General features: G+C 63.0%; 10 protein-coding genes. 4 read left to right on the top strand and 6 right to left on the bottom strand.

Features of this window, described 5'->3' with window-relative positions:
* Positions 1–93: 93 nt before the first annotated feature.
* From NKH17_RS00050 to mtnK, 3 genes are all read right to left on the bottom strand, one after another.
* The gene (locus NKH17_RS00050; RefSeq protein ID WP_352645508.1) at positions 94–978 is read right to left on the bottom strand and encodes a helix-turn-helix domain-containing protein; all 885 of its coding nucleotides are present in this window, start codon (positions 976–978) and stop codon (positions 94–96) included.
* Between the two features lie 180 nt (positions 979–1,158).
* Positions 1,159–2,253, bottom strand: coding sequence for an S-methyl-5-thioribose-1-phosphate isomerase (mtnA, locus tag NKH17_RS00045; protein ID WP_352897740.1), 1,095 nt, complete (start codon positions 2,251–2,253; stop codon positions 1,159–1,161).
* Positions 2,250–3,521: an S-methyl-5-thioribose kinase gene (gene mtnK / locus NKH17_RS00040; RefSeq protein WP_352897738.1), complete on the bottom strand. Its 1,272-nt coding sequence runs from the start codon at positions 3,519–3,521 to the stop codon at positions 2,250–2,252. Before mtnK ends, mtnA begins: the two co-directional genes overlap by 4 nt.
* A gap of 135 nt (positions 3,522–3,656) precedes the next feature.
* Between mtnK and NKH17_RS00035 the strand changes: the two genes are divergently transcribed.
* The 3 genes from NKH17_RS00035 (at position 3,657) to NKH17_RS00025 (ending at position 7,348) form a co-directional block, all read left to right on the top strand.
* The gene (locus tag NKH17_RS00035) at positions 3,657–5,168 is read left to right on the top strand and encodes a sugar ABC transporter ATP-binding protein (RefSeq protein WP_352897736.1); all 1,512 of its coding nucleotides are present in this window, start codon (positions 3,657–3,659) and stop codon (positions 5,166–5,168) included.
* Between the two features lie 83 nt (positions 5,169–5,251).
* Positions 5,252–6,247 carry an ABC transporter permease gene (locus tag NKH17_RS00030; protein WP_352476556.1) on the top strand — a complete coding sequence of 332 codons (996 nt, stop codon included), beginning with the start codon at positions 5,252–5,254 and terminating at the stop codon, positions 6,245–6,247.
* A 45-nt stretch (positions 6,248–6,292) separates the two neighbouring features.
* Positions 6,293–7,348 (top strand): substrate-binding domain-containing protein, encoded by a 1,056-nt coding sequence (locus tag NKH17_RS00025; protein ID WP_352505322.1) that lies wholly within the window; start codon positions 6,293–6,295, stop codon positions 7,346–7,348.
* A gap of 68 nt (positions 7,349–7,416) precedes the next feature.
* Here NKH17_RS00025 and NKH17_RS00020 read toward each other — a convergent pair whose 3' ends face one another.
* A complete protein-coding gene (locus NKH17_RS00020) occupies positions 7,417–9,471 on the bottom strand; it encodes a bifunctional aldolase/short-chain dehydrogenase (protein WP_352897733.1) in 2,055 nt (684 codons plus the stop codon).
* 84 nt (positions 9,472–9,555) lie between these two features.
* On the bottom strand, positions 9,556–10,521 hold the full coding sequence (locus tag NKH17_RS00015; RefSeq protein ID WP_352897731.1) for a sugar-binding transcriptional regulator: 966 nt from the start codon (positions 10,519–10,521) through the stop codon (positions 9,556–9,558).
* 186 nt (positions 10,522–10,707) lie between these two features.
* Between NKH17_RS00015 and NKH17_RS00010 the strand changes: the two genes are divergently transcribed.
* Complete coding sequence (locus tag NKH17_RS00010) at positions 10,708–12,348, top strand: acyl-CoA synthetase (RefSeq protein WP_352897729.1); 1,641 nt, start codon at positions 10,708–10,710, stop codon at positions 12,346–12,348.
* A gap of 12 nt (positions 12,349–12,360) precedes the next feature.
* On the opposite strand, the gene NKH17_RS00005 is transcribed toward NKH17_RS00010, so the two are convergent.
* A partial coding sequence (locus NKH17_RS00005) for a transposase (RefSeq protein ID WP_352969820.1) occupies positions 12,361–12,692 on the bottom strand: 332 nt, incomplete at its 5' end.

Here is a 12,692-nt window from a genome sequence, read left to right as displayed (position 1 = left end):
CTTGACCCGAGCAACTCCTCGGGTTCTGTCACCCAACGACACTGGAGGTGGGAGTGCGCGCGGCGCCTTTCTTTCAAGAAACCGGCGGCACTATCAGGATTCTGGAGAAGAATTCATCCGATAGGCACGAGGCGTCGTGCCCCTTAGACGTCGGAAGGTCGTGGTGAAGTGGCTCTGGCTTGAAAAGCCGAGCCGAAAGGCAATGATACCGATCGACAAACCCGTTTCGCGCAGCAACACCTCCGCTCGCCGCACCCGTTCCTCGATCACATAGGCATAGGGTGCAAGGCCGGTCGTCGCCTTGAAGCGACGCGCAAAGCTGTCGACGGCCATGCCCGCGACGGCTGCCAGCTCGCTTAGCGAAATGTCGGAATTCATATGCGCATCGATGTAATCCCGAACGCGACCAAGTGCTCGGCGGCTGAGACAGCCGTGACGTACAAACCGCTGTTGCTCCCGGCTCAGGTTGGCCACGCGGAGGCTGACCAGGGCGACCAGATGCTCGACATAGGCAGTGTCTGGCTTGTGGCCGAGTGCCATCTCGTCGCGAAGCGAACTCAGGAGCGTGGCGACGACCGCGTCTTTCTTGTTTACCAGTATAGGCAGGTTCCTCAGGCGTTCGCATCCGGGAAGCCTGATATCGGGATCGATCCACAGGGCTGAATAGGAGAGGTTTACATCGCGATAGAAGCCCTGTCGTTCCGCGCCTGCCGGGACGAAGGTGAGGGCTCCGGGACGGTCCATCCCATCGTAAAGGGATCGCGCCTCGTGCCGGATGGATGTATGGGACGTGCCGCCTTCTTCGGTCAGCACGATCAGATGATGAGGGGCTGTCCAGCGGAGCTCCGCCTCCCGGCACGCCCACCGCCGGTTGTCGAACACGATCGAGGAGCTGACCCATGACGCGGTTTGCAGGGGCTCCGACTTCTCGTCCTGGCTCCGAACCCGTCCGTCACCAAGCAATGGTCTGAATGACATCGCGGTATCCCGCTTGTTCACTCGCCGGGCCGTGGTCAACCCCGGCTTCGAGCGTTGGGCGCCGCCCCGCCGCTACGCATACGGCCGTCCATGTGGGACAGGCAACAGGCGTTTTTAACCGTGCCGTGGTCAAGAAATCGTGAGATCAGGCAATCCAGAGCGCCCTCCCGGAAAAGCCGATCATCCGCGCTCGGGAAACATCGCCTTCAGGCCTTCGCGCGAGGCCGTAGCGACACCGCGTTCGGTGATCAAACCGGTGACCAGCCGCGCCGGCGTCACGTCGAAGGCCGGATTGGCCGCCGGCGTGGCTTCCGGCGACACGCGGACCTGGGCGATCTCGCCGGAAGCGGTCTTGCCCCAGACCAGCGAGACCTCGTCGGGCGAGCGCTGTTCGATCGGGATTTCGGCCAGCCCGTCGCCCACGGTCCAGTCGATCGTCGGCGACGGCAGCGCGACATAGAACGGCACGTCGTTGTCGGCGGCGGCCAGTGCCTTGAGATAGGTACCGATCTTGTTGCACACATCGCCGTCGGCGGTGGTCCTGTCGGTGCCGACGACGACCATGTCGATCTGGCCACGCTGCATCAGATGGCCGCCGGCGTTGTCGACAATGAGCGTATGCGGCACGCCGTGGCCGGCCATCTCCCAGGCGGTCAATTGGGCACCCTGGTTGCGGGGTCGCGTTTCATCGACATAGACATGGACTGGAATGCCGGCTTCCGTCGCCAGATAGATCGGCGCGGTGGCGGTGCCGTAGTCGACGGTGGCCAGCCAGCCGGCATTGCAGTGGGTCAGGATGTTGACTGGTTCGCCCGGCTGCTTGCGCGCCGCGATCGCCTTGATGATTTCGAGCCCATGGGCGCCGATGGCGCGGTTGAGGCCGACATCCTCGTCGGCGATCTCGCCGGCACGCCGATACGCAGCCGCGGCACGTTCTGCCAGGGGAAGCGTCAGCAGGAAGCGCTGCATTTCGTTCAGCGCCCAGCGCAAATTGATCGCCGTCGGGCGCGTTTCGTGCAAGGTTGCCCAGACGGCGTCGAGTGCTGCATCCGACGGGTCGTCGGCCATCTGCATGGCGACGCCATAGGCCGCGGTGACGCCGATCAGCGGCGCCCCGCGCACCCACATGTCGCGGATTGCCGTGGCGATGCCGGCGACGATATCGATCTTTTCGATGCGGAAATCATGCGGCAGCCAGCGCTGGTCGATGATCTCCACCGAACGCCCGTCGTCACTCGGCCAGATGGTGCGGTAGTGGCGGTCGCCGACGTTCAAATCCTGCTCTCCTGTTCGATCAGCGCGGCCAACCGGTTGACCTCGTCGATGCTGTGGATCTGGCGCCGGTTGACGGCGAGGTGACGGCCGAATTTCAGCGCCTTTGCCTCACATCTGGCGCGCAGATCAGGATCGGCAATGGTCTCGAAATCGGCATTATGGGCAAGGCCGAGAATGCGCCGGTGAACCTCGACGCCGGCAAAGCCGAGCAGATCGGTCCAGATCGACTGCAGCATGTGGTCTAGCGCCTGCTCGGCGCCAAGCCTGTCGCCCTGATCCTCGAACAGGCTCTTCTGGTAGAGCATGCCGGTACGCTCGGTTCGCCACAGATGCGAGAACTCGACGCGGAATACCGACCATGTCTCGACCGTAACGCCGAGCAGATAGTCGCGCATGGCATCGCGGCTTCCGCCCTGTTCATGGCCGCGCTGCGAGAAGAACGCCATCCAGAAATTGGCGAGCAGCATGCCAACGTCGAAGGCGATCGGGCCGTAGAAGGCGAATTCGGGATCGATCATCCGCGTTTCGGTATCGGTGACCATGATCGAGCCGGAATGCAGGTCGCCATGCAGCAGCGTCTCGGCATTGGCAGCGAAGATGTGCTTCATGCGCTGCGCCTCGACCTTGAGGTCGCGGTCGGCGCGCAGCTCGGCGACAATGGCATCGAGCTGCGGGCTGGTGTGCCGGTTCATCTTGGCATCGAAATACGGATCCGAGAAAACCAGGTTCTCGGTGATGTCGCAGAGTTCGACATTGTCGGCGAACAGCGCCAGATCGGCCTTGCGATCCTTGGTCGCCATATGCAGGTCGGAGCCGCGAAACAGCGTGCGGGCCATGAACAAGCCGATGTCTTTCGCGATGTTCGGCAGTTGCCTGCCTTCGATCAGTGCCCGCCGCAGGATAATGTGCGGCGACAGGTACTCCATGATGATCAGCGCCTGGCCTTCATCGAAGTGGTAGATCTCAGGCACCGAACCCAGCGCCCGTGCCTGTTGCCGCGTCAGCGCATGGTATTCGAAGAAGGAGCGTTTTAACGGCAGCGGCCAGCTGTCGCCGACCAGCCGGACGTAGGGCAGGGCCTGCTTGACGACGGCCGCACCCTCAGCACCTTCGACGATGAACACAAGGTTCAGATTGCCGTCGCCGACTTCACGAACCTTCCACTGGCTCGTATCCTTGCCGATCTGCGAACACAGGGCCTCGTTGGCACCGAGACGGCCCGCCAGTGTCTCGACCGACAGTGCTTCGAACGGCGATTTCCCAGTCATCCTCACCTCCCGCTTATGTGCTCCGATGATAGCGGAGCCACGGCGGCCGGGCCAAGCTAGGAAGCCTTCTGGCAATTGTCAATCATGTTGACAATTGCCGATATAGCCCATAGCGTCACGGTCAGGGAGGAACGAATGGGCAATGATGCCGTGTTCCGCGTCGACGGCCTGAGGAAATCCTTTGGCCATATCGAGGTGCTTGGCGGCGTCTCGCTCGAATTGCATGCCGGCGAAATGACCGTGCTGATGGGCGCCAACGGCGCCGGCAAATCCACCCTCGTCAAGATCATCAGCGGTGTTTACGACCATGGCGGCGGCTCGATGTCGCTTGCCGGTCAGGACTTCGCCCCGAAAACGCCGGCCGAGGCGATCCGCGCCGGCGTCGTTACCGTTCACCAGAACATCAATGACGGTGTCGTCGCCGACCTCGACGTCGCAACCAACCTTACCCTCGACAGGCTGAGCGGCAGCGGCGTGCCGACGCTGTTCAATCCGGGCCGGGTGCGTCGCGAGGCAAAGACGGTGGCCGACCGCATGGGACTGGCAATCGACCTCAAGGCCCGGATCAGCGATCTCTCTCTGGCCGACCGCCAGATGGTGGCGATCGCCCGCGCCATGGCGCACCGGCCGAAAGTGCTGATCCTCGACGAGCCGACCTCCTCGCTGTCCAGCGCCGAAGCCGACCGGCTGTTCGCATTGCTCGACCGGCTCCGCCAGCAAGGCGTGGCGATCCTCTACATCTCGCACCGTATGTCGGATATCAGACGGCTTGCCGATCGCATCATTTCAATGCGCGATGGGGTTATCTCAGGTATCTTCGACAAGAAGCCGCTGGATTACGAAGGTGCGGTCAACGCCATGCTCGGCCGTAAGATCCAGCTCGAGCGGATCGTCGCCAGGAATTCGGCCAAAGCAATTTTCGCTGCCGATGCATTGCGGATTGCTGAAGGCGCCAGGCCGATTTCGCTGACCCTCGGCGACGGCGAGGTCGTCGCCATCACCGGCCTCGTCGGTGTCGGCAAGACCGCACTCGCCGAGACGCTGTTCGGTTTGCGCAAGCCGCTGTCCGGGACCATGGTGCTGAACGGGAAACCCTATGCGCCGGCGTCGACCGGCGAAGCGATTGCCGCCGGCGTGTTTCTCGTCGCCAAGGACCGTGGCGAAAACGGTATCGTCGGCGACTTCAACATCCAGCAAAACATCAGCCTGCCGTTCCACAGTCGCATGTCGCGTCTCGGTGTTCTCAAACGCCGTATCGAACGCGCTGTTGCCCGCCAGCAAATCCAGGAGTTGGGCATCGTCTGCCGCTCCGAGAGGGACGAGATGGCGTCGCTTTCCGGTGGCAATCAGCAGAAGGTGATGGTCGCCCGCTGGATGTCGCAGGCGGCAAGGCTTTTCATCCTCGACGAGCCGTTTCAAGGTGTGGACATCTCGGCCAGACGCGATATCGCCGCAAAGCTGCGGGCGAGCGCCCACGGCCGCGCGACGCTGCTGTTCGTCACCGAACTCGACGAAGCCCTGGAGACGGCCGATCGCATCCTGGTGATGTCGGAGCAGACGATCGTCGGCGAGCACCGCAATACCGATGTCGATCTCGAGCGGCTATTGGCCGAAGTGGCGGGCGGGCCGTTGCACAGCGCAGCCTGACAGCGGGAAGACGATGAGAATTGGAATGGAGAGGGTATGAATTCGGGTCGGATAAAGACGGTGCCAGCGTGCGGGAGCGCTGAATGATCCTGCGCGACCATGCTATTCGCTACGGCTTCATCGTTCTGTTGTTCGGGCTGATCGCCTATTTCGCCGTCGCCGCCGATGGTTTCGTCTCGCCGCAAAGCGCCGTCTTCATCTTCCAGTCGGTCGCCATCACCGGCGTTCTGGCGCTCGGCGTCACCGCTACGCTGGTCGTCGGCGGCTTCGACCTGTCGATCGGCTCGGTCGCCACCAGCGCCATGATGGCGGCTGCCTACGTCATGGTGGTGCTGGAACAGAACGCCGTCGTGGCGGTCGTCGTCTGCCTTGTGATCGGCGCCGTCGTCGGCCTCATCAATGGCTGGCTGATCGTCTATATGCGGGTGCCGGACCTTTTGGCGACGCTCGGCATGATGTTCCTGCTTGTCGGCCTGCAGCGCATACCTACCGAGGGCCGTTCGATCGCCACCGGCATGACCATGCCCGACGGCTCGGTCGCCAACGGCAGCTTCGGCGCCGCGTTCCTGGCGCTTGGCCGCCATCGCTTCGACTTCTTCATCCCGAACCTCATCCCGGTGTCGGTCGTCGTCCTGCTCGTGCTGGCCGTACTGATCTGGTTCTTTCTAGAATACACGCGTTTCGGGCGCATGATGTATGCGGTCGGCAGCAACGAACGCGCTGCCGAACTCGCCGGCGCGCCTGTCAAGGCATACAAAATCTGGGCCTACGTTATTTCTGGGGTTTTTGCCTCGATCGGCGGCATTTTGCTCGCCGCCCGGCTTGGACGTGGCGACATCGCCTCGGGTAATAATCTGTTGCTCGACGCGGTGGCTGCGGCACTCATCGGTTACGCGGTTCTCGGCGCCGCCAAGCCGAACGCCTTCGGCACGGCTGTCGGCGCGGTGTTTGTCGGCGTGCTGCTGCAGGGCCTGACGATGATGAACGCGCCTTACTACACGCAGGATTTCGTCAAGGGCGTGGTTCTCGTGGTCGCCCTTGTCTTCACCTTCGCCCTGTCCGGCAGGGGCAGGAGATAGGTTTCGACCGGTTACATTTTGGGTTCAACAAGTGGAGGAAGCGACGTGAACATCACAAGAAGACTTTTGGGGAAGGCAGCGCTCGGGCTTGCCGGCGCAACATTGCTGATGCAGTTGCCAGCGATGGCGCAGGATCGGCCAGCGCCGTTCGACAAGCCGGGCGCCGTCAAGATAGCGCTGGTCCGCTATCTCTCGACCGGCGACTTCTTCCAGGCGTATTTGTCAGGTGTCGAGGCGCAGGCCAAGGCGCTCGGCGTCGACCTGCGCGTGCTCGACAGTCGCCAGGACGCGGCGCTTCAGGCCGACATGGTCGACCAAGCCATCGCGCTCGGCGTCCAGGGCATCATCATCCAGCACGGACTGACGGAATCGATGAAGGACGCCGCCCAGCGCGCGGTCGATGCCGGCATCAAGGTCGTCGCCTTCGACGTCAATGTCGAAAACCCCAAGATCCCACAGATCGAGCAATCCGACCGCGACCTCGCGCGCCTGGCGCTCGAACAGGCGGTCAAAGACAATGGCGAGAGCTGGAAGGCCGGCTATGTCTATGTCGCCGGCATCGCGCCGCTCGACCGCCGCAACGAGACCTGGGTCGAATTCAAGAAGAAATATTCGGGCATCAACGAAGTCGCCATGTTCGGCACGCTCGACAATCCGATCGCCAATTCGGTCGCCAACCAGGCTCGCTCGGTGTTGTCGGCTCATCCCGACATCAAGGTGATGTTCGCGCCCTATGACGAATTCGCCAAAGGCGTGAAGATCGCCGTCGACGAGGCCGGGTTGAACAAGGACATCAAGATCTATTCGGCCGACATCTCTACCTCGGACATCGCCGCGATGCGCGAGCCGGACAGCGCCTGGGCGGCAACCGCCGCCACCAACCCGGCCGTCGTCGGCCAGGTCTCGGTGCGTGCGCTGGCGCAACTCTTGGCCGGCGAAGACCCGGGCCACAACGTCATCGTGCCGCCGACGCTGATCACCCAGAAGGATCTGATCGACAAGGACATCAAGAACATGGAGGACCTCTCGGCCAAGCTGCCGCAATTCGCCCATGCCGACGTCGCGATGCCGGCCTGGATGCCGAACCCGAACGCGAAGTAGTCTTTCACTATTGGCAAAGGAAAAGAGCGGCTCGCGGGCCGCTCTTTTTGTTGCTCCGGTGTTTAGATCTACCTCAACGCCGCCGCGATGTTGCCGCCGTCCACCGTCGTCACATCGGCGGTTGTCCGCTCGGCCAGCGCTTGATGCAGAAAGGCCTGGGCGACGTCTTCGGCCGTCACTTCCTGCCCGAGCAGGTTGCCGGACATGTACTCCTTCTCCGACACGCCGCGTGCGCCCGAGCGGCTGGCGATCATGGCATCGGTCAACAGCCCCGAACGGATGCGGTCGGCGTTGACGGCATTGGAGCGGATGCCATGCGCGCCGTAGTCGAGCGCATATTGCCTGGACAAAAACAGCGTTGCCGCCTTGGGAATGCCATAAGCGCCGAACTTCGGCCCCGGATTGACCGCCTGCTTGGAGGTATTGAACAACAGCACGCCGCCGGTGCCCTGTTCGAGCATGATCCGCACTGCGTTCTGCGCCGCCGACTGGTGCGCGAAGAAATTGAGTTCGAAACTCTTGCGCAAGGTGGCGTCGTCGAGTTCGCCGATCCGGCCCTCCCAGGCGGCACCGGCATTGGAGACGAGAATGTCGAGGCCGCCGAAGACGGCGACCGCCTTGTCGAACGCAGCGCGCATCTGCGCCGGATCGGTGATGTCGGCGCCAATGCCGATCGAATTGTTGCCGGCTTTTTTTGCCGCCTCGGCAGCCCTTGACGCATCGAGATCGACAACGACCGCATGAGCGCCGTTGTCGGCGAACAGCTTTGCGGTGGCGGCGCCGATTGCGCCGGCGCCGCCGGTGACCAGCACAACCTGGCCAGTCAACGGCTTCGGCTTGTTGGAGGCGAGCTTGGCCTGTTCCAGCGACCAATATTCGAGTGGGAACAGGTCGGCTTTGGACAGTGGACGGAAGTCGCCGACGGCTTCGGCGCCGCGCACCGCCTCGATCCACATTTCGCCGACGTCGGAGGCGATCTTCGCGTCCTTGAGTGTGCGGCCGTGGCCGAACATGCCGAGGCCGGGCACCAGCGTCAGCCGCGGCATCGGGTCGAGCATGGTGCGCTTCACGTCGTCGAGCGCATCATTGGTTTCGAAATAGGCGCGATAGTCCTTGGCGAATTTCTCGACATGCTGGCGGATGACGGATTTGTAGTCGCCTACCTTGTCAGCGTCGGGCGCCGGCAGTGCCATCGGTCCGGTCTTGATGCGGATCGACAGGTCGGGTGTCGAGACGCCGCGGCCGGCGTAGTCGGCGATCTTTGCCGAATTGATGAAATCGACGATCGCGTCCGAGGTGCGGAAATCGCTGATCATGCGGTCGAAACGGCCTTCACCGCGCGCCACCGCCACCGCCCCGCGCAGCATCGGCGCAATCTCCGCGGGCTTCGCCAGCCTGGCTGGCAGTGCCAGCTTTTCGGTGCGCGGCTTGCCGTGGCTGGCGATGAAATCCTCGGCGACGTTCACGTAATGGATCATCCGGTCATAGGCCTGTTTGGCATCGTCGCCGAAGGTGAAAATCCCATGCTTGTCGAGGATCAGGCCTTCGACCATCGGATCGGCGTCGAAAACATCGGCGGCCGCCTTCGCTAAATCGAAGCCCGGCATGATGTAAGGCACGAAGCCCATCTTTTCGCCGAACACCTTGCGGCTCAGCGCCTCGCTGTCCTCCTGGTCGACGATGGCGAGGATAGCGGTCGAATGCGTGTGGTCGACGAATTTGTGCGGCAGAAAGGCGTGCAGCAGCGTCTCGACTGATGGATTTGGCGAGGACGGATCGATGAGGTTCGCCCGCTGCAGCGCGACCATGTCCTCGTCGGAGAGCTTCTTCAGCGACCGCGCCTTCAACAGCGCGCCGAGCTTGACCGCCGGCAGCCCCTGCGGCTCGATGACGCCCATGTCCCAGCCGCTGCCCTTGACGCAGAGCACGTCCCACTCGTCACCGACAAGATCGGTAGCCTTGGTCTTGCACGAGGTGTTGCCGCCGCCATGCAGGACGAGCCGCGGCTCGCCGCCCAGCAGCCTGGTCGTGTAGACGCGCAACGCCAGGTCGCGGGCCACACCCTTCTTTGCATAGTCGGCGACCAGCTTCTCCGCCTCGCCGTCATTCCATAGGTTCTTCATGTCAGCTTCGTCCGATTTCTCTTTGTTGTGAACAGGAATGCCGCGACGCTTTGATGACAATGCACCGGCGGCTGGAATTAACTATCAGGCGACCTTTGCTGCTGCCGCTCCGGCATGGTCGAGCAGCCGTCGTGCCATGCGCGCGCCGACGACGAGATGAGTGCAGAGCCCGCCGGCGATCGCCGCGACGAGCGGTTCGAACTTGCTCTCCTCCTGCACCACCACAAGGCGCTTTTCGATCTGGCGCAGCGATGACAGCTCCGCCGAAATCAGCCGGCGGTTGTAGCTGCAGTCGAGCGCCTGGCCCTGGGCGTCGATGATTTGCCCGGCAATGACGCCGGCCGCACCCGCCTTGCGCAATGCAGCCATTTCGCTTGGCGTCAGCGCGCCGCATTTGACCAGATGGCTGTCGGTATCCACTGAGCCGACCGAGTATAGCGCCAGGTTGCAGTCACCGATGCCCGACAATTGCTCGCGGATCACCGGCTCGGCGCGCAGGCCGCGTGCCAGTTCTTCCGTCGTCAGCACCAGCGGCGCGTAAAAATTCAGTCCCTTGGCGTTGAGCCGGCGGGCGATCTCCATGGTGCATTGGTCCGGCCGGTACGAATAGGGGGCGCCGAGATTGCCGCAGAGCTGCACCACGGTGACGTCCTGCAGATCGGCATAGGACATGATGTCGGCGATGGTGTAGATGGTCCGCCCCCAGGCGACGCCGATGCGGTCGCCCTTCCTGACCAGCTCGAGGAAGACGCTTGCCGCAAGTACCGCGATGTCGGTGGACGGGTCGGCGACATAGCCGTTTTCCGGCGCGATCCAGACGGCGTCGAGCTTCAGCGCGTCTTCCAGCTCGCGCGCCAGCACGTCGTCGGTGAAAAGCTGGGTGGAGGTCGAGATGTTGACGATGCCGGTCTCGCGCGCCTTGCGCAGATACATGGCTACCGAGGCGCGCGAAATCTTGAGCTGGCTGGCCACCTGGTCCTGGCGCAAGCCGTGTGCGTAGTAAAGCCACGCGGCCTTGTGGATAAGCTGTTCTGCCGGTCGGATCGCCATGCCATCTCCTTGCTGACATTATTCACGGCTCTCGACAAAAGTCAAACTACGCGCGGGCAGGTAATGCTCTCGCGCCGGTCGAATCTAGACCGTCATTGTGCCAAATGCGGTCTGTCGCGGCATCGTTGGTGGTGACGGACCGCAAACCTGTAGCTAAAGTTCTGGACGAACATCGGGGAGGACGGGATGGGCAATCCCTACGAACAGGATCTCGACAGGAACCCGGCCAACCATCAGCCGCTGACGCCGCTCACCTATTTCGAGCGGGCGGCAAAAACCTTTCCCGACCAGGTCGCCATCATTCATGGCCGCCGGCGCACGACTTATCGCGATTTCTGGAAACGCTCGCTGAGGCTTGCCTCGGCCCTTTCTAAGCGCGGCATCGGCAAGGGCGACACCGTCACTGTCATGCTGTCCAACACACCGCCGATGCTGGAAGCGCATTTCGGCGTGCCGATGACCAAGGCGGTGCTGCACTCGCTCAACACCCGCCTCGACGCCGCCGTCATTGCCTTCCAGCTCGATCACGCCGAAAGCAAGGTGCTGATCGTCGACCGCGAATTCGCCGGCGTGGTTCGGCAAGCGCTGACGCTGGCCAAGGTCAGGCCGCTGCTGATCGATTACGACGATCCCGACTATGCCGCCGATGCGCCCTATCCCAAGGGGGAACGGATCGGCACGCTGGACTATGAGGCGTTTGTCGCCGGCGGCGACGAGGATTTCGCCTGGTCGATGCCGGACGATGAATGGGACGCCATCTCGCTCAACTACACCTCCGGTACGACAGGCAATCCGAAGGGCGTCGTCTGTCACCATCGCGGCGCGGCACTGATGGCCTATGCCAACACCATCCATGCCGGCATGGGCAAGCACCCGGTCTATCTGTGGACGCTGCCGATGTTCCATTGCAACGGCTGGTGCTTTCCCTGGACGCTTGCCGTCCAGGCTGGCACCCATGTCTGCCTGCGCTGGGTGCGGCCGAAGCCGATGTACGACGCCATCGCCGATCACGGCGTTACCCATCTGTGTGGCGCGCCGGTGGTGATGTCGGTGCTGATCAACGCCAGCGACGAGGACAAGCGGCAGTTTCCGCAGACCGTCACCTTCAACACCGCCGCGGCGCCGCCGCCTGAGGCGGTGCTGTCGGGCATGGCAGATGCGGGCTTTGCCGTCACCCATCTCTACGGCCTGACCGAGACCTACGGCCCGGCCGTCGTCAACGAATGGCATGGCGAGTGGGACCGGCTGGAGAAGGGGGCGAGGGCGGCGAAGAAGGCCAGGCAGGGCGTACGCTACGCCGCGCTCGAAGGCCTGACGGTGATGGACCCGCAGACGATGCAAGAAACGCCGGCCGACGGCGAGACGATCGGCGAGGTGATGTTCCGCGGCAATATCGTCATGAAGGGCTATCTCAGGAACCGCAAGGCGAGCGACGAGGCTTTTGCCGGCGGCTGGTTCCATTCGGGCGACCTCGGCGTCATGCATCCGGACGGCTACATCCAGCTCAAGGACCGTTCCAAGGACATCATCATCTCCGGCGGCGAAAACATCTCCTCGATCGAGGTCGAGGAGGCGCTCTACAAGCATCCCGCCGTCGCTTCCTGCGGCGTTGTCGCCCGATCCGACGACAAATGGGGCGAGGTGCCCGTTGCCTATGTCGAGCTGAAGCCGGGCAAGGCGGCGACCGAGGCCGAAATCATCGAGCACTGCCGCGCGCTGCTCGCCCGCTTCAAGGTACCGAAAGCGGTGATCTTCGCCGAAATCCCGAAGACTTCGACGGGCAAGATCCAGAAGTTCCGGCTGCGGGAGATGGCGAAGCAGCCTTAGAGCGGCGGACTTTCATGTGAGTCCATAGCCTGCGGCAGTGAAGTAGTTTCTGCATTCTGTTGGGGAGAAGAGATTGCAGATATCGCCAATGGCCTGCCACAGGGCGTCGATGGTTCTGATGGCCTTTGCGCGCAGATGCGCCTTGAGCTTGGCGAAGGCCATTTCGATCGGGTTGAGGTCTGGGCTGTAGGGCGGCAGGAAGAGCAGCCATGCGCCTCTGGCCCGGATGGCTGCCTCGGCCGCCGGACTCTTGTGGGCAGCGAGATTGTCGAGGATGACCACATCGCCCTTTGCCAGCGTCGGAGCGAGCTGCGTTTCGACGTAGGTGTCGAAGATGCGACGGT

This window comes from Mesorhizobium sp. M1334, from assembly GCF_040317995.1.
GTDB lineage: Bacteria > Pseudomonadota > Alphaproteobacteria > Rhizobiales > Rhizobiaceae > Mesorhizobium.
The sequence above is the reverse complement of the archived record's forward strand: the minus strand, read 5'-3'. Positions and strand labels throughout refer to the sequence as shown.